Source organism: Edaphobacter sp. 12200R-103, assembly GCF_010093025.1.
Lineage (GTDB): Bacteria > Acidobacteriota > Terriglobia > Terriglobales > Acidobacteriaceae > Edaphobacter.
The window spans coordinates 2,101,015-2,124,826 of the sequence record NZ_CP048114.1 but is presented as its reverse complement, the minus strand read 5'-3'; the positions used below and the strand labels follow the sequence as shown (position 1 = coordinate 2,124,826).

At 60.6% G+C, this 23,812-nt stretch carries 17 protein-coding genes; 14 read left to right on the top strand and 3 right to left on the bottom strand.

Annotation, left to right across the window (positions count from 1 at the left end):
• Positions 1-35: 35 nt before the first annotated feature.
• The 6 genes from GWR55_RS08810 (at position 36) to murG (ending at position 7,779) form a co-directional block, all read left to right on the top strand.
• Positions 36-1,526 carry a UDP-N-acetylmuramoyl-L-alanyl-D-glutamate--2,6-diaminopimelate ligase gene (locus GWR55_RS08810; protein ID WP_162401936.1) on the top strand — a complete coding sequence of 497 codons (1,491 nt, stop codon included), beginning with the start codon at positions 36-38 and terminating at the stop codon, positions 1,524-1,526.
• On the top strand, positions 1,523-2,902 hold the full coding sequence (murF, locus tag GWR55_RS08805) for a UDP-N-acetylmuramoyl-tripeptide--D-alanyl-D-alanine ligase (RefSeq protein ID WP_162401935.1): 1,380 nt from the start codon (positions 1,523-1,525) through the stop codon (positions 2,900-2,902). The genes GWR55_RS08810 and murF overlap by 4 nt, the downstream gene beginning before the upstream one ends.
• Positions 2,903-3,030: 128 nt before the next feature.
• Positions 3,031-4,167, top strand: coding sequence for a phospho-N-acetylmuramoyl-pentapeptide-transferase (gene mraY / locus GWR55_RS08800; RefSeq protein ID WP_162401934.1), 1,137 nt, complete (start codon positions 3,031-3,033; stop codon positions 4,165-4,167).
• Positions 4,168-4,192: 25 nt separating this feature from the next.
• A complete protein-coding gene (gene murD, locus GWR55_RS08795; RefSeq protein WP_162401933.1) occupies positions 4,193-5,551 on the top strand; it encodes a UDP-N-acetylmuramoyl-L-alanine--D-glutamate ligase in 1,359 nt (452 codons plus the stop codon).
• A gap of 13 nt (positions 5,552-5,564) precedes the next feature.
• Entirely contained in the window at positions 5,565-6,656 is a 1,092-nt protein-coding gene (gene ftsW / locus GWR55_RS08790; protein ID WP_162401932.1) for a putative lipid II flippase FtsW, read from the top strand.
• Between the two features lies 1 nt (position 6,657).
• On the top strand, positions 6,658-7,779 hold the full coding sequence (gene murG / locus GWR55_RS08785; RefSeq protein ID WP_238398731.1) for an undecaprenyldiphospho-muramoylpentapeptide beta-N-acetylglucosaminyltransferase: 1,122 nt from the start codon (positions 6,658-6,660) through the stop codon (positions 7,777-7,779).
• A 139-nt stretch (positions 7,780-7,918) separates the two neighbouring features.
• Here murG and GWR55_RS08780 read toward each other — a convergent pair whose 3' ends face one another.
• Positions 7,919-9,403: a sulfatase gene (locus GWR55_RS08780; protein WP_162401931.1), complete on the bottom strand. Its 1,485-nt coding sequence runs from the start codon at positions 9,401-9,403 to the stop codon at positions 7,919-7,921.
• A gap of 363 nt (positions 9,404-9,766) precedes the next feature.
• Positions 9,767-10,825 carry a YXWGXW repeat-containing protein gene (locus GWR55_RS08775; protein ID WP_162401930.1) on the bottom strand — a complete coding sequence of 353 codons (1,059 nt, stop codon included), beginning with the start codon at positions 10,823-10,825 and terminating at the stop codon, positions 9,767-9,769.
• A 330-nt stretch (positions 10,826-11,155) separates the two neighbouring features.
• Between GWR55_RS08775 and GWR55_RS08770 the strand changes: the two genes are divergently transcribed.
• Entirely contained in the window at positions 11,156-12,241 is a 1,086-nt protein-coding gene (locus tag GWR55_RS08770; protein WP_162401929.1) for a nitronate monooxygenase family protein, read from the top strand.
• 118 nt (positions 12,242-12,359) lie between these two features.
• On the opposite strand, the gene GWR55_RS08765 is transcribed toward GWR55_RS08770, so the two are convergent.
• The gene (locus GWR55_RS08765) at positions 12,360-13,997 is read right to left on the bottom strand and encodes a DHA2 family efflux MFS transporter permease subunit (protein WP_162401928.1); all 1,638 of its coding nucleotides are present in this window, start codon (positions 13,995-13,997) and stop codon (positions 12,360-12,362) included.
• A gap of 98 nt (positions 13,998-14,095) precedes the next feature.
• On the opposite strand from GWR55_RS08765, the gene GWR55_RS08760 reads away from it, so the two are divergent.
• The 7 genes from GWR55_RS08760 to GWR55_RS08730 all read left to right on the top strand — a co-directional run bounded on the left by GWR55_RS08760 (position 14,096) and on the right by GWR55_RS08730 (position 23,801).
• Complete coding sequence (locus GWR55_RS08760; protein WP_162401927.1) at positions 14,096-14,707, top strand: TetR/AcrR family transcriptional regulator; 612 nt, start codon at positions 14,096-14,098, stop codon at positions 14,705-14,707.
• Positions 14,708-14,903: 196 nt separating this feature from the next.
• Complete coding sequence (murC, locus tag GWR55_RS08755) at positions 14,904-16,319, top strand: UDP-N-acetylmuramate--L-alanine ligase (protein WP_162401926.1); 1,416 nt, start codon at positions 14,904-14,906, stop codon at positions 16,317-16,319.
• 382 nt (positions 16,320-16,701) lie between these two features.
• A complete protein-coding gene (locus tag GWR55_RS08750) occupies positions 16,702-17,889 on the top strand; it encodes a cell division protein FtsQ/DivIB (RefSeq protein WP_162401925.1) in 1,188 nt (395 codons plus the stop codon).
• The gene (gene ftsA / locus GWR55_RS08745; RefSeq protein WP_162401924.1) at positions 17,886-19,118 is read left to right on the top strand and encodes a cell division protein FtsA; all 1,233 of its coding nucleotides are present in this window, start codon (positions 17,886-17,888) and stop codon (positions 19,116-19,118) included. The genes GWR55_RS08750 and ftsA overlap by 4 nt, the downstream gene beginning before the upstream one ends.
• 116 nt (positions 19,119-19,234) lie before the next feature.
• Positions 19,235-20,728, top strand: a complete 1,494-nt coding sequence (gene ftsZ, locus GWR55_RS08740; protein WP_162401923.1) for a cell division protein FtsZ — start codon at positions 19,235-19,237, stop codon at positions 20,726-20,728.
• Between the two features lie 147 nt (positions 20,729-20,875).
• Positions 20,876-22,108, top strand: a complete 1,233-nt coding sequence (locus tag GWR55_RS08735) for a penicillin-binding transpeptidase domain-containing protein (RefSeq protein WP_238398730.1) — start codon at positions 20,876-20,878, stop codon at positions 22,106-22,108.
• Between the two features lie 88 nt (positions 22,109-22,196).
• The gene (locus GWR55_RS08730) at positions 22,197-23,801 is read left to right on the top strand and encodes an NAD(P)H-hydrate dehydratase (protein ID WP_162401922.1); all 1,605 of its coding nucleotides are present in this window, start codon (positions 22,197-22,199) and stop codon (positions 23,799-23,801) included.
• Positions 23,802-23,812 lie beyond the last annotated feature (11 nt).

The window sequence follows — 23,812 nt, the reverse complement described above, 5'->3', positions numbered from 1 at the left end:
GATGAGCCTCCCGCAGACGCATAAAATTAATTGCTATGAACTGGAATGAGGTTCTTCGGGAGATCGAAACCGTAAAGTCTGCTGAAGCGGCCGCACTTGTTGACGGTGTGCAGTATGACTCCCGCCGTGTAGGTTCCGGCGATCTATTTGTTGCGATGCGCGGAGGAACTGCCGATGGCAACCAGTTCATCGACAGGGCTATCGCACAGGGTGCAACGGCTGTATTGACGGATTCTTCCGAAGAATACGACAGACTGCGCCGCGAACATGCGGAGACAGGCGTCGCACTGGTGCAACATGGCCGGCGGGCCATGGCTGAGGCGAGTTCAGCGGTCTTTGGACATCCCGAGCAGCATCTTGCATTGAGCGGAGTGACCGGGACCAATGGCAAGACCACAACGGCGTTCCTGCTGGAAGCGATGCTCAGAAGTATCGGGAGGAGATGCGTTCTGATCGGGACGATCGAGACGCACATCGCAGGAGAAGTGCGTGAGTCGCCCCACACCACGCCGGAGTCTCGGGATGTTCTGGAGTTATTTGCCGAAGGGGTGAAGGCAGGCGCGACCGAGGCGGTAATGGAGATGTCCAGCCATGCTCTCGAGCAGGAGCGCGTCTGGGGTCTTCCCGTGGACGTAGCGATCTTTACGAATCTGACGCAGGATCATCTGGATTACCACGGGACCATGGAGAATTATTTCGCAGCGAAGGCGCAGCTCTTTCAGGGGGTGGGAACACCTCCTCCCCGTGTCGCCGTTGTGAACGTGGACGATCCCTACGGAAAGAGGATCGCGGAGGCTGCCGACCGTTCGCAGCTGATCCGCTATGGTCTCGATCCCGGAGCGGATTATTCCGCGGAAGAGATCAGCATGAGAGCCGGCGAGACTCGCTTTCGGCTCCAGACGCCGCATGGTGCCGTGGATATCAGGTCGCTGCTGACTGGAAGGGTGAATATCTACAACCTGCTGGCGGCTGCGGCCAGTGCGCATGCACGTGGGTTGACGCTCGAGCAGATTGCGGCCGCTGCGGAGAGCGGCGCCCAGGTACGGGGCAGGTTCGAGGTTGTTCCTTCAAAGAGTGGCTTCACCGTAGTCGTGGATTACGCCCACACCGATGATGCACTGCGAAATCTGATTGTTTTGGCTCGCGAACTGGTGCGCGAATGCGGAGGGCGCGTGATTACATTGTTTGGCTGCGGCGGCGACCGCGATCGCACCAAGCGCCCACGGATGGGCCGCGCCGCAGGCGAGGGAAGCGATCTGGTCGTGCTGACCAGCGACAATCCCCGCGGCGAAGATCCGATGGCCATCATCGCCGAGGCGCTTGCAGGCGTTCAGGAGACGGGAAAGCAGTGCATTGTGGAAGAAGATCGCGCACGAGCCATCGAGACGGCGATTCATTCTGCCCGCGAAGGAGACATCGTGCTGCTTGCTGGCAAAGGACACGAGAAGGTGCAGGTACTTCGGAGCGGACCTGTCCCCTTCGATGACGTGGCTGTCGCTGCCCGCGTACTGAAAGGAATGGAATGAGACTGACACTGGGCCAGATTGCCGAATGGATTCGCGCGGAAGGCAGATTTGACGGAGACGTGGAGGCGCAGGGCTACTCGATCGACTCGCGCACCATCGGGGCCGGGGAACTCTTCTTTGCCGTAAAGGGAGAACGCCTTGACGGACACGATTATGTTGTTGCCGCTCTTGCCGCGGGCGCCGCTGCCGCTGTCGTCAGCAAAGCATGGGTGGTACCCGCGGAGATCGATGAGACAAAGCTACTGCGCGTTGCCGACGGCGAAGACGGTGTCCTGAAGGCGCTACAACGGTTGGCCCGGGAGGTGCGTTGTCACTGGGGTGGGCGCGTCATCGGTGTGACCGGTTCAGCCGGAAAGACGACGACGAAGGAGGCCGTCGCGCAGGTTCTCGCTGCACGGTATCGCGTGCTCAAATCGGCTGGAAACCTGAACAACGCCTTCGGTGTACCGCTGCAGTTGCTGCGGCTTGAGCCGGAACACGAGGTTGCCGTCATCGAGATGGGGATGAATCATGCGGGCGAGATCGCTGCGCTGGCGCGCATTGCGGAGCCGGACTGGGCCGTCGTCTCCAACGTTGCGCCCGTCCACATTGAATTCTTTCCTGATGGACTGGCAGGAATTGCGCGGGCCAAATATGAGCTAGTGGAGGCGCTTCCCGCAGATGGCATCGCGTTCCTCAACGCGGATGATCCCTTCGTGCGCGACTTCGGTCGCGGCATGGCAGATCGTGCTGTCCTCTATGGTCTGACGGAGGGCGCGCAGGTTCGCGCCGAGAATCTGCGTGAGCTTGGGGTTGACGGTGTTCTCTTCGATGTGCTGGCCGATCGTCAGCGAGCCCAGGTGCATCTTAAGCTACTTGGCCGTCATAACGTGTTGAACGCGCTCGCCGCCCTTGCTGCAGGGGTGTGGAGTGGAATCCCGCTGGTTGAATGCGCAGCTGCTATTGCCGGCCTGCAGCCAGCAGACAAGAGGGGCGAGATCCTCAACTGGCAAGGTGCAACCTTGATTAACGACTCGTACAACTCGAACCCGCGTGCTCTGGACGCCATGGTCGATGCGCTGATGTCGATGCCGGGGCAGCGTCACATCGTCGTGGCTGGGGAGATGCTGGAGCTCGGAACCGAAGCGGAGGTTCTCCACGCCGAATGCGGGCAGAAGATGGCGGAAAAAGGTGTCAGCGCGATCGTCGGTGTGCGCGGCCATGCAGCGGCGCTGGTCACGGCCGCCACTGCTGCGGGAGCAAACGCCAGCTTTGTGGTCACCCCGGAGGATGCCGGGCGGTGGATGCGTGCCAATCTGGAGCCCGGTGACGTGGTTCTCCTGAAGGCCTCACGCGGAGTGCGACTGGAAAAGGCTCTGGAGGAGCTACTGAATTGAAGGGATGGAGTTTGGTTCCTCTGCAGAAATTCCTCCCGGGCTGCACCGGAACAGGCTGTTAAGATAACCCGTAGCCGCAGCCCTTCCCGTTTCCCTGAAGCTGCAGATCCCATTCGAAGGCGGACGTTTTGCTCTACTGGCTGCTGTACCAAAAGCTCTTTCCATACTTTCGCCTGTTCCGCATCTTTCGTTATGTAACGTTCCGTACGGTCTTCGCAAGCCTTACGGCGCTGCTGATCGCGTTGCTGATCGGCCCGTATGTCATTGAACGGCTGCGCGAGTTCCAAATCGGTCAGTACATCCGCGAAGAAGGCCCTCAGTCGCACCAGAAGAAGAGCGGAACCCCTACCATGGGTGGCGTTCTTATCTGTATCTCGATCCTGGTCCCCACGCTGCTCTGGTCGGATCTGTCCAACCCGTTTGTGTGGCTGGTCATGCTTTCGACGCTTGCGTTTGCAGCCATCGGTTTTGCTGACGATTACATCAAGGTGGTGCATCGCCGTAATCTCGGTTTGACCGCGCGCGCCAAGCTCAGCCTGCAACTGCTGGTCAGTGCTGCCGTCGCAATCGCCCTGCTTGTGCTGCAGTCGCACGGAAACTATACGACCCGCCTGATCTTTCCATTCTTCAAGCGCTTCCGTCCTGACATGGTATGGCATAGCCTGGGGCATATTCCGCACCTGGAATGGCTGGCCTTTGTTCCGTTCGTCATCTTCGTGATGATCGTCATCGCCGGAGCCAGCAACGCCGTCAACCTGACCGACGGCCTGGACGGCCTGGCGATCGGATGCACCATCATCGCGGCGGGCGCGCTTACCGTGCTGACCTACGTCAGCGGGCATGTCGTCTTCTCCGACTACCTTGAGCTGCAGCGCATGCCCATGGTCAGTGAGCTGACGATCTTCTGCGGAGCGATGGTCGGAGCCAGTATCGGCTTCCTCTGGTACAACGCGCATCCGGCGGAGATTTTTATGGGCGACGTCGGCAGCCTCGCGCTCGGCGGTGCTATCGGGACCGTCGCGGTAGCCATCAAGCAGGAGCTTCTGCTGCCGTTTATCGGCGGCGTCTTCATCCTCGAAGCCCTGAGCGTGATGCTGCAGGTCGGCAGCTACAAGCTGCGCAACGGCAAACGCATCTTCAAGATGGCTCCCCTACATCATCACTTTGAGCTTCTTGGGTGGTCCGAATCGAAGGTGATCGCACGGTTCTGGATTCTTGCTCTTATCTTCGCGCTGCTGGCACTGACCACGTTGAAGTTGCGATGAAGCCGTGTTCTGATTGGAAACTGTGATGGAACTAAAGAATAAGCGCGTGCTCGTCGTCGGTCTGGGAAAGTCGGGAATCGCCGCTGCACTGTTTCTGCGGCAACAGGGAGCGCGCGTCACCGTGAGCGATGCCCGCAGTGCGACGGCGCTTGCCGGTGAGATTCCTGCCCTTCTCGAGGCCGGGATTATGGTCGAGAGCGGCGGACATGGCCTATTGACCTTTCGAAGGCAGGATCTCATCGTCATCTCGCCGGGAGTCCCGCTCGACACGCCCGAAGTCAAGCAGGTCATCGGCTTCGGTGTCCCTGTCATCGGCGAACTTGAACTCGCCAGCCGTTTCCTGAAGGGGCGGATTCTGGCGATCACGGGCTCCAACGGCAAGACAACGACAACCACGCTAGTAGGAAAGATCCTGGACGAGAGTGGAGTGCCGTCCCTAGTGGGCGGAAATATCGGGACGCCAGTCATTAACTTAATTCCGGAGAGCACCGACCAGACCGTCAACGTTCTCGAAGTCTCAAGCTTTCAGTTGGAGACGATCCAGCAATTCCGTCCCTGGATCGCGGTCGTGCTCAATATCACTCCCGATCATCTCGACCGCCACGGCAGCTTCGAAACCTATGCGGCGATGAAAGCCCGCATCACGGAGAACCAGCAGACGGGAGATTTTCTCGTCCTGAACGCGGAAGACAAACCCACCCAGATGGTCGCGGCGAAGACAAAGGCACAGATCTTCTGGTTCAGCCCGCGTCGGCCCATCAAGCAGGGCACGTTTGTGTACGGCGATGCCATCGTCTTCGTTCCCCGTGAAGGAGCAAAGGCCGAACCCATCATGCCAGTCGCGGAGATTCCTCTGAAGGGCGCCCACAACGTCGAGAATGTGCTGGCGGCTATCTGCGCCGCGCGTCTTGCGGGGGCTCCGGCAGAGAAGATTCGCAGCGCGGTTGCCAACTTTAAGGCGGTCGAGCATCGTCTGGAGTTCGTTCACACGGTCGAGGGGGTCGATTACTTCAACGACTCCAAGGCGACCAATGTAGATGCAGCCATGAAGGCGGTTGCCGCATTTCCCGGCGGCATTCATCTGATCCTGGGGGGCAAGGACAAGGACTCGGACTACACCACGCTCAGTCCTTTGCTTCGGGAACGGGTCAAGGCTGTTTATACGATTGGTTCTGCTGCGGAAAAGATTGAGCGGCAGCTCCAGGGAGTCGTGAAGATGGTGGGAGCAGGAACGATCGATGTGGCTGTGCATGAGGCCGCAAAGGCAGCGCTTCCCGGCGATGTTGTCCTTCTGGCTCCGGCGTGCTCGAGCTTCGATCAGTTTGAAAATTACGAGCACCGCGGACGGACCTTTCGCAGGATCGTTCAGGAGCTGGATCAGTAGCAGGTAGAGGAAGATGGCGAAGAGAGTAGGCGTCGACAAATGGCTCTTCGGAGTGGTGCTGCTGCTGGTGCTTTTCGGGCTGGTGACTGTTTTTTCGGCTTCGGCAGTGATGGCCAAGTCGGCCTTCGGGACGCCGTACTACTTCATGCTGCGGCAGGCCATGTGGGCCATCTCCGGGCTGGTCGCCCTCGCGCTGCTGATGCAGGTGGACTACCGCCGCTATAACAATCCCAAGTTTGTCTTCACCGTGGTGGGAATCACCATGGTGCTGTTGATGGGGGTCTTCGCCATGCGGGACTCCCATAACACGCATCGCTGGTTCCGCTTTGGTTTTGCCAGCTTCCAGCCGTCGGAGCTCGCGAAGCCCGCGCTGGTGCTCTTTCTGGCGTACTTCCTGCAGACCCGCATCCACAAGATGGATGACTGGAAGGGCACGGTGCTTCGTGCGGCGCTGCCTCCTTTGGTCTTCGTGGCGCTCATCCTGAAGGAGCCGGATCTCGGCACCGCGATGGTGTGCGCTGCCGTAACCGCACTGATGCTTTATCTCGCAGGCATGCAGGTCAAGTATCTGGGGATCGGCCTGCTTTGTTCCGCGCCTGTGCTTTATTACATGCTCTTTCGCGTCCCGTGGCGCAGGGCCCGTATGCTGGCTTTTGTGAACCCTGAGGCCGATCCTCGCGGGACGGGTTTCCACATTCTGCAGTCGCTGATCGCGGTCGGGACGGGCGGCATTCGCGGGTTGGGCCTGATGGAAGGACGGCAGAAGCTCTTTTATCTTCCGGAGCCGCATACAGACTTCATCTTTGCCAACATCTGCGAGGAACTGGGGCTGATCGGAGCGCTGCTGGTGATCACGCTCTTTATCATTCTGGGCTATCGCGGCATGCGCGCGGCTTTTCTTTCAACCGATCCGTTTGCGCGCTTCCTCGCCTTTGGTATCACCTCGACCGTGTTGATCCAGGCCTTTTTCAATATGAGCGTTGTGGTGGCTCTCGTTCCCACGAAGGGAATCACGCTGCCGTTTATCTCTTTCGGCGGCACATCGCTCTTTGTGATGCTGGCCAGCATGGGAGTCCTGCTGAACGTCACCCGAGAGATCGACTGACGTGAATGGTGCAGGGAACAGGAAACAGGGAACAGGGAACAGCCTGCGGGTTCTGATTGCAGGTGGTGGAACCGGCGGGCACGTGGTTCCTGCCCTGGCAATTGCGCGGGAGCTGCGCGATGCTCATGATGCCGAGGTTCGCTTTGTCGGCACGCCGCGAGGACTTGAGACGCGGCTGGTGCCGGAAGCAGGTTTTCCGCTGGAGCTGATCAAAGTAGGACAGCTCAACAATGTGAGCCTTGCGACAAAAGTGCGCACTGTGTTCACCCTTCCTCTGTGCATTGTGCAGAGCGTGGAGCTGTTGCGCAGCTTTCGCCCCCAGGTGGTGATCGGGGTGGGAGGCTATGCCTCCGGCCCGGCAATGTTGGCGGCGCTTCTGCTGCGGATTCCTACGCTGGTCTTCGAGCCTAACGCCGCGGCAGGGATGGCGAACCGGCTGGTGGGCAAGCATGTGAACGCCGCTGCGGTGAACTTTGAGAAGACCCGGCGTTTCTTCCGCAATGCTCGAGTGACCGGCACACCGGTGCGGCCGGAGTTCTTTGCGATCGAGCCTCATTCACAAGGGCCAGCGCGGCGGCTGCTGGTCTTCGGCGCGAGTCAGGGAGCCCGTGTTCTGAACCAGACCCTGCCAAAGATCATGGGCCAACTGCTGGAACGATTTCCCGGGCTTACTGTCGTCCACCAGACGGGAGCGCGTCATGCGGAGACGACGCTGGCGACTTACAACGAGGCCGGAACTGGCTTTGAGCGCCTGACGGTGACGCCTTACCTCGACGACATGGCGGCGCAGTTTGCGGCGGCGGACCTGATTCTATGCCGCAGCGGTGCTAGCTCTGTGGCGGAGGTTGCAGCAGCAAGCCGGGCAGCGGTGCTGATCCCGTTTCCCTATGCTGCCGACGATCACCAGGTGATGAATGCGGAGGCGTTTGTTGCTGCGGGTGCGGCGGAGATGATCGTTGAGGCTGAGGTTACTCCCGAGCGGCTGCTGCAGATACTGACGGAACTGCTCGCGGACGACCGGCGGCGTACTGGGATGGCCGCTCGCGCGCGAGGCTTGGCGCACCCTGAGGCGGTGCGGGAGATCGCTGGGATGGCGGTTGATCTGGTGGGCAAGCGGCACTGATTGGAAGGTGGTTCATGCGCTCGCGCGAATGGCTCACCTTAGGCGCGATGGAGCTGCGCCGAAGATGGGACACCCGGTGCCCGGTGGCGCCGGCGGATGGACGAAGGCATTTTCTCCAACACCACCTCGGCGGACTAACCTAAATTTTCTGTCTTTCAGGGACGGCGGAGCGCAGAACATCGAGGCGTTGTTCAAGGTGGGTCTGTAGCTTCGCGTGTTCTGGGTTGTTGTAGAGGTTGTTGCGCTCGCTCGGATCGCTCTGGAGGTCGTAGAGTTCGCCTTCGCTCGGATCCATGACGTAGCGGATGAGCTTGTAACGTTCGGTGCGGATGCCTCGGTGCGGCGCTACGCTCTCCGGGTTGGGCCACTCGTAATACTCGTAGTACCACTCCTTGCGGAAATCGGGATTGGCTTTGGACGCGAGAGGAATCATGCTCCTGCCCTGCATGTGTGAGGGCGTGGGAACGCCTGCGATATCGAGCAAAGTGGGGGCAATGTCGATATCGAGGACCATCTCGTCGCGAACGGTGCCGGGCTGGACGCGCTTTGGGTAGCGAAGCATCATAGGCACGCGAAGAGACGGCTCATGCATGAGGCGCTTGTCGAAGCAGCGCCACTCGCCGAGAAAATAGCCGTGGTCGGAGGTCTGCAGGACGGCGGTGTCGTCGAGGATGCCCTTCTTTTCGAGGTGATCGAGGACGCGGCCGATGTTCTCGTCGACGGCAACAAGACCGGCATAGTAATCCTTGGCCATGCCCTCAAGCGAGCCGCAGGCGACGTGAGAGTAGGTGGTGCCGATCTTGTTTTCGGCGTTGATGAAGCTCTTGGGTTTGCCGGGGTAACCCTTGAGATCGTCATCGAAGGTGGCGGGTTTGGGGATGGGGACGCCATTGTAGAGATCGAGATGGCGGCGGGGCCGGAAGAATGGCTCGTGCGGAGCGACGAACCAGACGAGGAGGCAGAAGGGCTTGTCACCGCGATCCTGATCGATCCACTCGAGAGCCTTGTCGGTCGTCAGATCGTCGGGGTAGACGTTGTGGTACTGCTTCTGGGGGCCGACGGTGCCGTTGCGGCCTTCTTTGAAGAAGGGATTGACGTAGTTGTTGCCCGGATCGTTGTGGCCGAAGTAGTAGTCCCAGTGACGGTCCTCGACTCCGTTATGCATGTGGACCTTGCCGAGGATGGCGATCTCGTAGCCAGCCTGTTTGAGCAGGTCGGTGAAGAGGGGAATGTCGGAGGGAAGCGGTTGCTTGAGGTGCTCGTTGGAGAGGGCACCGGTGGATCGGGAGTACATGCCAGTAAGCGCAGCGGCGCGGGCGGGAGCGCAGAGCGCATTGGTGCAGAAGGCATTTTTGAAGCGCATGCCCTCTTTGCCGATGCGGTCGTGATTCGGGGTTTTGAGGATGGGATGGCCTTCGATCGAGAGCGCGTCGGCACGTTGGCCTTCTCCGAGGAAGTAGACGATGTTGGGACGCTTCTGCTTTGGCTGGGCGGAGGCGGACGTCGAATGAAGGCCCGTAGCAGCAAGGGTGCCGGCGGCGAGGGCGCCCTGAAGAAAGTCGCGGCGAGTGGCTTTGGAGGATTCAGAGACGCTGGATTGAGACGGGAATACCTCGACTGGCATGGATGCTCCTGAATTTCGATCAGAGTGCAAGGGTACGGGATTGGATTGGCGGTGGTAAAGCGGCAGGCTGGTGCGGGTGGGGCGGCAAGGTGTGGATGAGAAGCGGATTTCTTCACTCCGTTGAGCTTCGCTCGGAATGACGACCTTTTGGGTTGATACCGTCAGGTTCGAGATGATGACATTTTGTGTTGTATGGGAAAAATACAGGGGATTCTTTGCCTTCCTGCCTCAGCGAGCAAGTTCACCGGAACCCCGCTCGGCTCAGGATGACGGGATGATTTTTGAGGGGGGGAAAAAGAAGAACGGCTGAGACCATTGCGATCTCAGCCGTTTTGAAATGACTACCTTCAAGAGGATTGCGGATTAGCGATGTCCGCCGCCGTGGCCGCCACCACCATGAAACCCTCCGCCGCCGCCTCCTCCGCCATGGAAGCCACCGCCGCCGCCGTGGAACCCGCCTCCGCCGAAGCTGCCGCGGGAGCCACCACCAAAGTTGCCTGCCGAATTACCGCGGAACGCTCCGGAGTTGCCGAAGCTGGGGCGAGACTGTGGAGCCGAGAAGCTGCCACGGTTACCGAAGCCCTGAGCACCCCGCTGGGCCATACTCTGGCCCTGGTTGCCACGATTGGCGAAGCTGCCGCGGTTGCCGAAGCCCTGGCTGGGAGCAGCGAAGTTGTGCTGCGAACCGGGGTTGCCGCGGAAGTTATTGTTGCGATCAAAACCCTGGCGGCCACCATTATTGAATTCATGGTTGTTGTAGTTTCGACCGGTTGAGACGCTGGTCAGGCCGCCGCGGTTTCCAAAGCCGTTACGCGTACCCTGGGCGAAGTTGTTGCCGCGGTTGTTGTAGTAGGAGCCGCGATTCCCGGCAAAGTTGTGGCCATGATTCGTCCAGCTGGAACCGCCAGGACGACCGTCAAAGTGTCCTGAATAAGGACGGTTGTAGATGTAGCTACCACGGAAGCCGGGGCCGAAGTGGTTATAGCCGCGGTTGTACCAGAAGTGCCCTCTGTTCCAGTAACCACCGTAGAAGCCGATACCGAAGTAGCCGAAGCCATAGTTGATGCCGCCGTAGTAGCCGACGGACGGACCCCAGTAGCCGGCGTTCCAGAAGTAGCCTCCGGAACCGTAGCCCCAGTAACCGGGGGTCCAGAGCGCGCCGACGTAGGGCGGAAGAACCCAGGCTCCCTGAACCCATTCATAACCTTCGCCGGTCCAGGCCCAGTATCCCGGCGTCCATATATAGCCATCGCCGGGCATCACGGGCTGTGCGTAAACAGGGATGGGAGGAGGCGCGATCCCCACTGAGATAAAGACCCGAGCGTGTGCGGGGACAGGGGAGAGGAAAGCGGCGCCAGCAAAGATTGCAGTCCCAAGAACGGCGGCTCCGAAAACGTTGCGGAATTTAGAGGAGAGGTTCATTGCCTGCCTTCGCTAGAGATCCGTCGTTTTTGCCCGAACGAGCTGGGCTTCGCGGATAACCGGCTGAGGTTCCTGCCCGCCTTGCCGTGCGGATCAGGCACTCGGTTTATTAGAACCCGGATAGACGTGTTTCGTTGCGGTAATTATGAATGCAGATTCATTACGGATGTTTTCTGTTTTATTTTGTGTTGTTTACTGGTAACGAGCCAGGGGAGGATCCTCGCAGGTTCGATATTCGGGACGATTCCGGCAGCCGATGCGGGGAAGCCGATAAGATTTGGGGAGACCGTGGCGAATCCGTGGGCTCACGGCTTTTGATTCGGAGGCGTCATGATTCCGGGCAATTCCCGATCCCCACTCGCTCGTGCAGAGGAATTTGCCAGCAGGCTGGGTACACGCCTGCCTGTCTTTCTGGCTCCCATGGCCGGGGCGTGTCCGCCTTCTCTTTCCGCTGCTGTCGCAGACGCGGGAGGGATGGGAGCATGCGGTGCGGTTCTGATGAAGGCGGATGCGATCGCTGCCTGGGCCGAGGAGTTTCGTCAGCAGAGCGATGGGCCGTTCCAGGTGAATCTCTGGATTCCGGATCCAGCGCCTGTACGCGATGAAAAGGCCGAAGAACGGCAGCGCGATTTTCTGTCCTCGTGGGGGCCGGCGGCCACTGCGGAGATGGGCGATGCGGTCCTGCCGGACTTCCAGGCTCAGTGCGAGGCCATTCTTGCGGTGCGGCCTGTAGCTGTTTCGTCGATCATGGGAATCTTTCCGCCAGACTTTGTGGCGGAAATGAAATCCAGAGACATTTTCTGGTTGGCTACGGCGACTACCGTTCCGGAGGCACGGGCTGCAGAGGCAGCCGGAGCGGACGTAATCGTCGCGCAGGGAATGGAGGCGGGAGGACATCGTGGTGCGTTCGATGCCGCAAAGGCGGAGACCGAATCGATCGGCCTGATCGCTCTCCTTCCGCAGATCTGCGATGCGGTCTCGGTGCCGGTGATTGCCGCAGGAGGGATTGCCGACGGGAGAGGAGTTGCCGCAGCGTTGATTCTGGGGGCAAGCGCCGTACAGATCGGCACGGGTTTTTTGCGCGCGCCGGAGGCAAAGATTCCTTCGGCCTATCGGGAGAGGCTGGGAAGGACGGAGGCGCAGGATACCCGCCTCACCAGGGCTTTTTCTGGGCGTGCAGGGAGAAGTGTACGTACGCATTATGTGGAAGCGGCCGCCGCGGCTGATGCTCCACCACCCGCGCCTTATCCTGTACAACGTGGGTTTACCCGCCTGATGCGCGAGGAGGCGGTTCGGAGCAACGATCCGGAACGGATGCAGATGTGGGCCGGACAGGCGGCACGGTTTGCGCGGCCGGAACGGGCGGGTGTGATCGTCCAGGAGCTTTGGGGGGATGCACGACAGTATCTGCGGTGATGTTTCGCGATCCGGGTTAGAAGCGGGTTCGCGCTTTGGCGCGAATGGCCCACCTTCGACGCGATGAAGCTGCGTCGAAGATGAGGCACCCATTTTCTTGCTTAGTGCGTCATGAGGATCAGTGTGCGTCGAGTTCGATGTGCTTTTGTGTAGGTGGGCGCTTGAGGAAGAAGATGAGCGGCAGCATGACAACCATGACGATGCCGAGAGCGCGGAACTGGTCCATGTAGGAGAGAAGGTTCGCCTGCTGCTGCATGGCGGCGTAGAGACGGGCCATGGCTGTGTAGTGGTTGTCGGCGGCGTTTCCAGGATGCGCGGACATGGCTGCAATGGCTTGCTGGACCCAGGGCGAAGAGGCGACCATGTTCTGCCCGAGAGTCTGCTGGAAGAGTTGGGCTTTGCGCTGCAGCAGGGTGCTGCTGAGCGCGATGCCGATACTTCCGCCCTCGTTGCGGACGAGTGCGTAGAGGCCTGCGGCCTGGGAGCTGTCCTCCTTGGCGAGGAAGCGGAACATGATGGTGCTGATGGGGACGGTCGTCAGGCCAACGCCGAGCACCTGGAGAGTGCGGGGCAGGATCATGTCGATCTCAGCAACCCCGAGGTTCATCGAGCCCATCCACCAGAGCGAGATACCAATAAGCGACAGGCCAGCAAAGATAAGCTTGCGGGGATCGAAGCCGCGGGTGAGCATGTAGCCGACCAGAGGGACCTCTATCATGGTGAAGAGACCGGAGGGAGAGAGCGCGAAGCCGGCGGTGGTGGCATCGTAGCCCATCATCTGCTGCATGAAGAGCGGCAGCAGGTAAGTGGTGGCGTAGAGGACGGCGTACAGGCCCAGGATAAGGATGCAGCAGGACCGGAAGTTCCTCTCCTTGAGCAGATGGAGGTTGACGATGGGGTGGGAGTGGTTCCACTCCCAGATGATGGCGCCCACAAGAGAGATGGCTGAGACGGTGGCAAAGCCAACGATGAAGTGCGAGCCGAACCAGTCGAGCTCCTGTCCCTTGTCGAGGACGATCTCGAGGGTGGCCAGGCCGAGGCTGATCAGGCTGAGGCCGGTCCAGTCGATGCGCAGATTGCCCCTGGCTGCGGCGCGCGCTGCCTTCAGGTGCGGCGGATCTTCAAGAACGACGCGAGTGAGAATGAAGCAGAGGATTCCGATGGGGATATTGATGTAGAAGATCCAGCGCCAGGAGTAGTTATCGGTGATCCATCCTCCGAGCGTGGGGCCCAGAACAGGAGCGACGAGGATAGCCACGGTGTAGAGCGCCATGGCCATGCCGCGCTTCTGCGGAGGAAAGGCGTCGGCGAGGATGGCCTGGACGGAGGGCTGCAGACCGCCACCGGCGAGTCCCTGCATGACACGAAAGACGATGAGGAGTCCGAGCGAGGGAGCCAGGCCACAGAGAGCGGAGAAGACGGTGAAGAAGAGAACCGAGGTGAGATAGAAGCGCTTACGGCCCATCACGGTCGAGATCCAGCCGCTGATGGGAAGGATGATGGCGTTGGCGACCAGGTAGCTGGTCAGGACCCAGGCGCCCTCGTCCTGCGACGCTGAGAGGCTTCCGGCGATGTGAGGAAGGGCAACGTTGGCGATGCTGGTGTCCAGCACCTCCATGAAGGTGCCGATGGTGACGACCATGGCGACGATCCATGGGCTGAAGACGCGGATGGGAGAGACGTGCTGCTGGTCGAAGGCCGGAATGGTTTCGACCAGCGCTGCTTCTGCATCGATCTCTTCAAGGGCCTGGGGCATGTACTCTAACGTTTACTTGAACTAGTTGGTATGTTTTATTGAACTAATGAGTTCAAATACCAGACGCTTTACACTCTCTGAGAGATTCAGAATTGTCCATGGCGAAGAAGACAGATGAACGAAGACGGCAGGTGATGACGGAGTTCCGCCGGTCGGAGATCCTGGAGGCGGCGACCAAGGTCTTTGGCGCCAAGGGGTATGAAGGCACGCGCGTGGACGACATTGCGGCCGAGGCCGGGCTGGCCAAGGCGACGGTCTATGTCTACTTCGAGTCGAAGGACGAGATCTACCAGGAGACCGTGGAACAGGCGCTGGCGGAGCTGGCAGAGCTGACGGACCGGCATGTCGCTGCGGAACAGGATTTTGCCGGAAAGGTAAGGGCGTTCATTTCGGTCAGGATCAGCTTCTGGAAGGAAAAACAGGCGCTCTATCACGTGATCTCAAGCCTGAACCGGGAGATGCCGAACCGTCGCAGAAGCCTGAACTGGCAGAAAAAGACGGTGGACTATCTGACCGTCATGTTTTCCACGGCAGCGGAGCGGGGCGAGATCGAAGGGCGCAACCTGGAGGCGTCGGCGTGGGCCCTGATGGATATCGTTCGGGGGATCAATGAGCGGAGGATTGTGAATTACGGAAGGTCTTCGGAGGAGGAGATCGATTTTGTGACTACCCTCGTGCTGCGGGCGCTGGGGTGGAGAGAAGAATCGTAGCTTCCCCTGTCTTCTTCGTGCGGCTGTGACACATACGGGTTCGCGCTTTCGCGCGAATGGCCCACCTTAGGCGCGATAAAGCCGCGCCGAAGATGGGGCACCCGTTTTCGAGCCAAGGCTGGCGGAGGTTGAACCGCAGATCCTGCGTCGGAGCAGCTAGCAAATGTGCCTTCGTCTGCTGCTGTAGAGTGGGGATATGCCGGTTACAAGCGCACCTTCCGCACCGCTTTTCTTCGCTCGTTCTCTTCGTATCCACTTCATCGGAATCGGCGGTATTGGGATGAGCGGGATCGCGGAGATTCTGCTGACGATGGGGTATACCGTTTCGGGGAGCGACCTGCGGAGGTCGGCTGTGACCGAGCGCCTGGTGGGGATGGGCGCGAGGGTTTTTGAGGGCCATGCCGCGGCCAATGCTGCCGGAAGTGACGTCGTGGTCACCAGTTCGGCGGTAAGCCCAACGAATCCAGAGGTGCTGGAGGCGCGATCGCACAAGGTTCCGGTGATCCAGCGGGCAGAGATGCTGGCGGAGCTGATGCGGCTGAAGTATGGGATCGCCGTGGCCGGTATGCACGGTAAGACTACGACGACGAGCATGATTGCTTCCGTTCTGGCAGCGGGAGGGCTCGATCCCACGGTGGTGGTTGGAGGCCGAGTGAACGCGCTGGGATCGAATGCGCGGCTGGGGAACTCACAATATCTGGTCGCTGAGGCGGACGAGAGCGACCGATCGTTCCTGAAACTGTCGCCGGTGCTGGCGGTGGTCACGAACCTGGACCGCGAGCACATGGATTGCTACCGCGATATGGCGGACGTCGAGACGGCGTTTGTGGAGTTTATGGATCGTGTGCCCTTTTATGGTGCGTCGGTTGCGTGTGTAGACAATCCTTTGCTGCGGGCTGTTCTGCCAAGGGTGAGACGACGTCTGTACACCTACGGGGAGAGTGCGGATGCAGACTTCAGGGTTCGCGTGCTGGCGAAGAATGGAGCAGGCCTGTCTCGTTTTGAGGTGAACTACGACGGCGTCGCGCTAGGGCCTTTCGCGCTGCATGTACCGGGGCGGCACAATGTGATGAATGCTGCGGCGGCGGTCGCGATCGGGGTGCAGCTGGGCGTAGCTCCAGAACAGATCATCGCGGGGCTCGACGGCTTCCGTGGAGTCGACCGGCGATTCCAGGTGAAGGGAACGGTTCGGGGTGTGACGGTTGTGGACGACTACGGGCACCACCCGACGGAGATCGTGGCGACGCTCAGGGCGGCGCGGGAGTGCGGTTACGGCCGGGTGCTGGTCCTGTTTCAGCCGCATCGCTATACTCGCATGCGCGACCTGATGAACGAGTTCATTGCGTCCTTTGGCGACGCGGATTGCGTGGAGGTGCTGGATATCTATGCCGCCAGCGAGGAGCCGATTGCTGGAGTGACGGCCCGAGGGCTGGTCGAGTCGATCGGTCGTCCAGCGGTGGAGTATGCGGCCTCTATCGAGGAGGGAATCGAGGCCTTGGTGCGCAAGTCACGCGAAGGGGATGTGATTCTGACGCTGGGTGCTGGGAACGTATCGCATGCTGCCGGGGCGATTCTGGAGAGGCTGGGCGCCCGGGAGGCTGTGGCGCGCTAGGCTTATCGACGTATTGGTCTTTGAAACAACGGAGAAGTGTCATCCCGACCGAAGGCGAAGCCGAAGTGGAGGGATCTGCTTCTCTTCTGCCATTGCGGTACAGTCATTCCGGTAGAAAAGCGGATTCCTCCACTCCGCTGCACTACGGTCGGAATGACAACTCCTTTCGGGTAGGCAAACCTCGAAGTCAGAATAGGTCGATACATGCCAGAGGATGCCTGGCATAGCAGAAACGTGGGAGTGACACCAGAGGTGAGTTCCTGAAAGGGTACAAGGGGCAAAGTTGGCGGGCAGCCGGAAGTACTTGCCGGGATATAGTCAGAATGGCGATTCCTGCGGCCCTGTTGACCTGCAGGGAGTAGCAAAGCCTGCGCCTGAGAGGATGATGACTCGCGAGTTTACAGAGTATGAGGACGAGTTGGAGGACGACGGTCTCCGGGCGCGGAGGCGGCAGGGAGGAGTTCGCGTAAAGCTGCGTGGTGGAATGCCACGTTCGCGTCGTGGAAAGATCGTTGCCGTGGTGATGCTTCTGGTGCTTGCCGGGCTTGGCGTTGCCGGCGCGATGGTGGTTCGCAACGCGATTCTGCATGATGAGCGTTTCATGATTCCTTCGGCCTCGGCGATTGAGACGGAGGGGAACCTGCATGTAGCCAGGGGCCAGCTGCTGAGTCTGTTTGGCGAGGATATCGAGCGGAATATCTTTCGCGTACCGCTGGCCACGCGCAAGGCGGAGCTCGAGGAGTTGCCGTGGGTGGAGCGCGCTACGGTGATGCGGCTGCTCCCGAACCATATCCGGGTGGCGGTCACGGAGCGGACTCCGGTGGCCTTTGTACGACAGGGAAATCACATCGGTCTGGTGGATGCGAACGGAGTCCTGCTGGATATGCCTGCCGATGCGCAAACGAAGATGCACTATTCGTTTCCAGTGGTCACCGGGCTCGATGCGAAGGACCCGCTTTCGCTGCGCGCGGCGCGCATGAAGCTGTATGCGCGGTTTACCGGCGATCTGGATGGTGGTGGAGACAAGGTCTCGGAGAAGCTGAGCGAGGTGGATCTGTCGAACCCTGAGGATGTCCGGGCCATGGTGCAGGATAAAGGCGGAGAGGTGCAGGTGCACTTCGGGCAGGACAGCTTTCTGGATCGTTATAGGAAGTTTGAAGAGCATCTGCAGGAGTGGAGGAGCCAGTATCCTCACCTGGCCTCGGTGGACATGAGGTACGACCGGCAGGTGGTCCTGGAGATGCAGCCGGGTACGGATGCTCCTGTGAGCAATGAGCAGCAGGCCGCTACGGATCCTCCGAAGTCCAGTGTGGCGCCGACGGCTCAGACGCGAGGACACGCGAGGCCGACGGCGGGATCTGCAAAGAAGCCGGTGAGCAAGGGGCGAAAGGCCGAGCCGAAGAAGAAAAGCTCTTCGGGCCGGGGTGCTGTGGAGCAGCCTTCGATTTCGACCGTTTCGACCGCGAAGGCAGAAGGGGAATCCTTCTGGGTTCGCCCCGCCGCGGAAACAGAATTGGCAGAGGGATCGAGCGCGCAGCTGACGTATGATCCTCAGGTGGTTCATCCATGAAGAACCAGAAGATTGAGAATCTGATCACGGTGCTGGACGCCGGCAGCTCGAAGAGCTGTGTGCTGGTGGCCGAGCTTCACGATGGAGTCCTGCGTTATCGCGGCCACGGCGTCGAGCCGTCGAAAGGAATGCGCAAGGGCCTGATTGCAGAGCTGGGGCCAGCGGCGGAGGCCATCAACCGGTCCGCGCTGATGGCTGAGCGCTCGGCCAAGGCGGCGATTGAGACGGCGGTCGTTGGGATTGGCGGAACGCATGTGCGCGGGATGAACTCGCGCGGCGGCATCAGCCTGGGAAGCCGGATGCGCGAGATTACGCGCGAAGAGGTGAGGGCGGCGGTGGACCGCGCGCGCAGCGTGGCGCTGCCTGCTGACCGCGAGGTGCTGCACCTGCTCCCCCAGGAGTTTATTCTGGACGACCAGCAGGGGATTCACGACCCGATTGGGATGGTGGGGAACAAGCTCGAGGTCAACCTTCATCTTTCTACCTGCTCGGGTGGTGTAGCCCAGAGCGTGATCACATGTGCCAATCGTGCAGGCCTGGAAGTGCTGGACACGGTCTATGAGGGTATCGCTTCGGCGGAGGCGGTCCTGTCGGCCGATGAGCGCGAACTGGGAGTATGCATCGCTGACATCGGATCGAGCACGACGGAGCTGGCAGTGTTCTTTGAAGGCTCCGTGGCCCATACGGCGGTGCTGCCCATCGGCGGCGACCACTTTACCAACGACCTCGCGGTGGGATTGCACGTGACGGTGGAGGAGGCCGAGCATCTGAAGAAGACCTACGGCCACTGCATCGTGACTGCCGTGCCGCAGTCGAGCGAGATTGAGGTAGGGGGCGATCTTGCGATCTCTGGAGGTCAGCCTGCGCGCCTGGTACGACAGAGATTTCTGGCTGAGATCCTGGAGCCGCGCGCGCGCGAGCTCTTCACGATGATGCGCGACAACCTGAGGCAGGGAGGCGTGCTGGAGGCTCTGGGGGCCGGCTGCGTGGTCACCGGAGGCGGAGCGCTGATGGCCGGGCTGCTGGATAACGCCGAGAGCCTGCTACGGGTACCGGCGCGGATCGGCTACCCGGTTCCGTTGTCGAAGATGCCGGATGAACTGGTGCGGCCGGAGTATGCAACGATGATCGGTATGTTGCTGTACACCCACCGCACGCAGGTGCGGAGAGCGAGCGAAGAGCAGGGTCTGCGGTCGAAGCTGAAGTCGATCTTTGCGGGAAGCTTCTAGGGAGTCTCTGCGCTGCACCTGGGTTGAACCACCCTTGGTACGTGCTGGTGGAAAACGTGGATGTTTTGCTCGCGGAGATGGTGGGAGAATTGGGGTAACGAAGGAGCACTGCATCAATGTCGAATCTGCCTGAGGACGATATCCGCATCCACTACCACGACGAAGTCCCCCGCGGCGCCAGGATCAAGGTCATCGGCGTGGGTGGCGGTGGAAACAACGCCGTGAACCGCATGATTGCGGCCAAGGTGGAGGGCGTTGAGTTTATCGCGGCCAACACGGATGTGCAGGCCCTGATGACGTCGCAGGCTCCGGTCAAGCTGCAGCTTGGTGTCAAGCTGACGAGCGGGCTGGGCGCGGGCGCGAATCCTGATGTGGGGCGGCGCGCGGCGCTGGAAGATTCGGACAAGATTATCGAGGCGCTTGAGGGCGCGGACATGGTGTTTGTCACTGCCGGTCTGGGCGGAGGCACGGGCACGGGTGCGGCCCCGGTGATCGCCTCGCTGGCAAGCGAGATGGGGGCCCTGACGGTCGCCGTCGTGACGCGGCCCTTCGGCTTTGAAGGCAAGCGGCGCATGATGCAGGCCGAGCGCGGTATGCAGGAGCTACTGGAGTCGGTGGATACCGTCATCGTGATCCCGAACGAGAAGCTGCTGGCTGTGGCCAAGGATGCGGGCTTCTTCGAGAGCTTCCGGATCGCCGACGACGTTCTGCGGCAGGGTGTTCAGGGTATCTCAGACATTATTACGATTCCCGGTGTGATCAACCGCGACTTTGCCGACGTGAAGACGACGATGGCGGGGATGGGCTATGCGGTGATGGGAACCGCGGTGCGCTCCGGAGAGAACCGCGCAGTGGAGGCCGCGATGGCAGCCATGGCTTCGCCTCTGCTGGAGTCGGGCGCCATCGACGGCGCGAAAGGCATCCTAATTAACATCACGGGCTCGAGCAGCCTGAAGCTGAACGAGGTGAACGAAGCCTCGACGATCATTCAGAACGCGGCGCATGAAGATGCGAACATCATCTTCGGCGCGGTGCAGGATGAGACGATGGGCGACGACGTAAAGATTACGGTGATCGCTACCGGTTTCAAACAGCAGGAGATGCCGGCGCGGCGCGAGCGTATGCTGGCCGAGGCGACCCTGCCGACCGTGCGCTATGAGATGCCGGTTGAGCCGCGAATCCCGGTTTCGCGTCCGACGACGCCGCGTTTTCTGAGCGAAGAGATGGAACGGACGGAGCCGGCGGTGGCAGCTCCTCAACAGCGCGTTGCGGAACCGCAGATGGAGTCACGTCGGGATGGGGCGGCAGATCATCCGGCAGTGGCGGCGAATCCAGAGCTGGTTCCTGTTCCCGCGTCGGTCTTTGACGATGATTTTTTCCGTACTTCTCCGCAGCGGACAGTGGCCTCTCCTGGAATAGAGCAGCCCGTACGGGTCGAGGCGGGTATCCATGGCACGACGTTCGCGGTTGCGCAGGACAATCCTCCGTCTTCCAATCCCGGCGTGGATGCGGGCGTGCGATCTCCCTTTGCTGCGGCGACGGTGATTCAGCCGGACCCCTCGGAGCCGGATGAGCTTGATATTCCGGCATTTCTGCGGCGTGGGAACTAAAACCGGCGGCGAATTGCGGGTCGAGGCGCGTAGCATGGAAGTAGCATAGGGAAGTGGGCGGAATGTCGTTAGGATGTTCTGAGATTTTGCTGCCGTGGATGGCAACTCGATTGCAACGATAGGTTTAGACGTAGAAGGAGCACATGGGTGTCTAGGTGGTTCAGGGTCGTCGGCGTGGTTCTTGTGGGCATGATGCTGGGTTGGGGACCGGATACGGTGGCGCTGACCTCATCGGGCAGTGCAAAACATCATTCATCTGGAACTTCTCGTAGCTCGGTCGCAAAGACGAGAGTCGCGGCGAAGACGAGTTCAAAAGCCAAGAGAACAACAAAGGCTTCCGCAAAATCTTCGCGGCGTCGTCGCGGAGCCAAAACCCGGCTGGCCGTTCGGCGGAGCCGGCATTATGAGCACTTCTCGGCCAGCTCCTATGCCGACAACCTGACTCTGGGAGACGTTACCGACGGAGAGGATCCGGTTGTTCGTGCGGCGGCCATTGAGGCGCTTGGCAACATGAATGGCACGGCGCTGGTCATCGATCCGTCGAATGGCAGAATTCTGGCGATGGTGAACCAGAAGCTGGCTCTCTCACGCGGAGCCGAACCCTGCTCGACGATCAAGTTGAGCGTTGCCCTGGCCGCTCTTGAGGAGGGAATCGTCAAGAAGGACACGCCGGTGAACCTCGGTGGCCACTATCGCATGACGATGACCGACGCGCTGGCGCACTCCAACAATGCGTATTTTGAGACGCTGGGACGTTCGCTGGGCTTTGAACGAGTAAAGCACTACGCCAACGAGTTTGGCCTGGGCGAACTGGCCGGCTACCACATCCAGGGCGAGCAGCTTGGCGTCTATCCGGACGAGGTGCTTCCGGCAAAGCGGGGCGGCGTAGGAAGGATGTGCTCGTTTGGCGAGAGTATCTCGATGACGCCGCTACAGCTGGGAGCGCTGGTCTCTGCGATCGCCAACGGCGGAACGCTCTATTACCTGCAGCATCCCGAGAGCGCGATCGATATTGCCAGCTTTCAACCGAGGGTGAAGCGTCAGTTGAACATCGCACCGCTGATTCCGGAGATCGTCGACGGGATGGAAGGTGCAGTGAGATATGGAACGGCTCGTTCGCTGAGAACGAATTTCAGTGAGTTTCCCGTGATGGGCAAGACGGGAACCTGCTCGAACAACGGGACACGGTTTGGCTGGTTCGGTTCGTATGCAGATACTCCCAGGGGACGGCTGGTCACGGTCTTCTTTCTGGAAGGTGGACGCCCGACCTTCGGCCCGAAAGCAGCAGAACTTACAGGCCAGCTCTACCGTGCGCTATGGGAGAAGAGTTACTTCACTCCGAAGACCCAGCAGGCCTCGGGAGTTCTGGGAACCGAGTAAGCACGAATTTTGGGAAGACTCTTCAAGAGCCCTGCAGATGCAGGGCTCTTGTTTTGCCTGAGAAGGCGCGATGGGATAGAAGGGTGAGATGAGAGTTCTTACAGCCGCCGAGATGGGAGAGACCGATCGCCGTACGGTCGTCGAGTTCGGAGTTGCCTTTGGCGCCCTGATGGAGGCGGCCGGTGGAGCTGTGGCAAACTTCGCCAGGAGGCACTATCCCCAGGCGCGGCGGGTGGTCGCTCTCTGCGGGAAGGGGAACAACGGCGGCGATGGCATGGTCGCCGCGAGAGCGCTGGCTGCAGAGGGCGTGACGGTTGACGTAATCATCCTCGGCCGTGTGGATGAGGTTAAGGGGCAGGCTGCAGAGGCCTTGGCGAGATTGAGGCAGGAGACGGGCGTTCCGGTACATGAGGTCGAGGACGCGGCAGGGCTGAAGCTGGCGCTCCAGGATACGGGTGTTTTGAAGACGAATGGCCAGCCCGCGGACCTGGTACTGGACGCAGTGGTGGGAACGGGATTCCGGCCTCCGTTGCGAGGGCTGGCTGCGAGTGCGCAGGACATACTGAATGAGTTGTCGACTCCAGTGATTGCGGTCGATCTTCCGAGCGGGTGGGATGCCGACTCGGTGGAGCAATCTGTGAACGGAGCGTTCCGCGCAGATGGCGTCGTGACGTTTACGGCTCCCAAGCTGGCTCATGTCTTTGGATACATGACCGCAGGCCCGGTGGTAGTGGCCGATATCGGGTCGCCGAAGGAGGCTATCCCGGCGGGCGATGGGCTGAGGTGGACGGGAGGCTCGAAGTCAATTGCGGAGAAGCCGCGCCCGGCAAACTCGAACAAGGGCAAATTCGGTCATGTGCTGGTTGTGGGAGGAAGCTATGGAACCGCGGGCGCGCCGGGCATGGCGTCACTCGCTGCGCTTCGGACTGGGGCCGGACTGGTGACGGCGGCAGTTCCGAGGTCCATCGTGGACGTGGTCGCTGGCGTGACTCCGGAGCTGATGGTGAGACCGCTGGAAGAAAGCCCAGAGGGCGCGGTCGCGCTTTCGAATGTAGAGGGCGAACGTCTGGAAGAGCTGATGAAGCGGATGACCGTGCTTGCGGTGGGGCCGGGGCTTTCGCAACGGGGAGATGCGGGCAAAGTCGCAAGAGAATTGTTGGCCAGGACGACGGTCCCGATGGTCATCGATGCGGATGGACTGAATGCCTTTGATAGCCAGGTCGAGCTGTTGAATGGGGAAGGCCGAACGCTGGTGCTGACTCCGCACCCCGGCGAGATGGCTCGCCTGGCGGGATTGACGGTGAGGGAGGCCGAGGCGGACCGCATCGGATTGGCACGAAAGTTTGCCACGGAGCACAGGCTGACGCTGGTACTGAAGGGATGGCGGACGCTGGTAGCGCATCCGGACGGAAGGATCGCAGTAAACACGACGGGGAATCCGGCGATGGCGAAGGGAGGCAGCGGCGATATCCTGACCGGCATCGTGGCTGCGATGCTGGCGCAGTTTCCCGAGGATGTTGCGCATGCGGTGGAGGCAGCGGTCTACCTGCATGGGCTGGCGGCGGATTTTGCGGCGCGTGTGATGGACGAGCATACAGTGTTGGCGACGGACACGGTGGCGCATCTCTCAGATGCGTTTCGCTATCGTGTGAAGGATGAAGACGGGCTGAGCTGGATCTGCGGACTACGCTGAAGGAAGAAAGG

Coding starts and splice junctions, on each gene's coding strand:
- GWR55_RS08810 (WP_162401936.1), top strand. CDS start 36: ATGAACTGGAATGAGGTTCTTCGGGAGATCGAAACCGTAAAGTCTGCT.
- murF (WP_162401935.1), top strand. CDS start 1,523: ATGAGACTGACACTGGGCCAGATTGCCGAATGGATTCGCGCGGAAGGC.
- murD (WP_162401933.1), top strand. CDS start 4,193: ATGGAACTAAAGAATAAGCGCGTGCTCGTCGTCGGTCTGGGAAAGTCG.
- ftsW (WP_162401932.1), top strand. CDS start 5,565: ATGGCGAAGAGAGTAGGCGTCGACAAATGGCTCTTCGGAGTGGTGCTG.
- GWR55_RS08780 (WP_162401931.1), bottom strand. CDS start 9,403: ATGCCAGTCGAGGTATTCCCGTCTCAATCCAGCGTCTCTGAATCCTCC.
- GWR55_RS08775 (WP_162401930.1), bottom strand. CDS start 10,825: ATGAACCTCTCCTCTAAATTCCGCAACGTTTTCGGAGCCGCCGTTCTT.
- GWR55_RS08770 (WP_162401929.1), top strand. CDS start 11,156: ATGATTCCGGGCAATTCCCGATCCCCACTCGCTCGTGCAGAGGAATTT.
- GWR55_RS08765 (WP_162401928.1), bottom strand. CDS start 13,997: ATGCCCCAGGCCCTTGAAGAGATCGATGCAGAAGCAGCGCTGGTCGAA.
- GWR55_RS08760 (WP_162401927.1), top strand. CDS start 14,096: ATGGCGAAGAAGACAGATGAACGAAGACGGCAGGTGATGACGGAGTTC.
- murC (WP_162401926.1), top strand. CDS start 14,904: ATGCCGGTTACAAGCGCACCTTCCGCACCGCTTTTCTTCGCTCGTTCT.
- GWR55_RS08750 (WP_162401925.1), top strand. CDS start 16,702: ATGATGACTCGCGAGTTTACAGAGTATGAGGACGAGTTGGAGGACGAC.
- ftsA (WP_162401924.1), top strand. CDS start 17,886: ATGAAGAACCAGAAGATTGAGAATCTGATCACGGTGCTGGACGCCGGC.
- ftsZ (WP_162401923.1), top strand. CDS start 19,235: ATGTCGAATCTGCCTGAGGACGATATCCGCATCCACTACCACGACGAA.
- GWR55_RS08730 (WP_162401922.1), top strand. CDS start 22,197: ATGAGAGTTCTTACAGCCGCCGAGATGGGAGAGACCGATCGCCGTACG.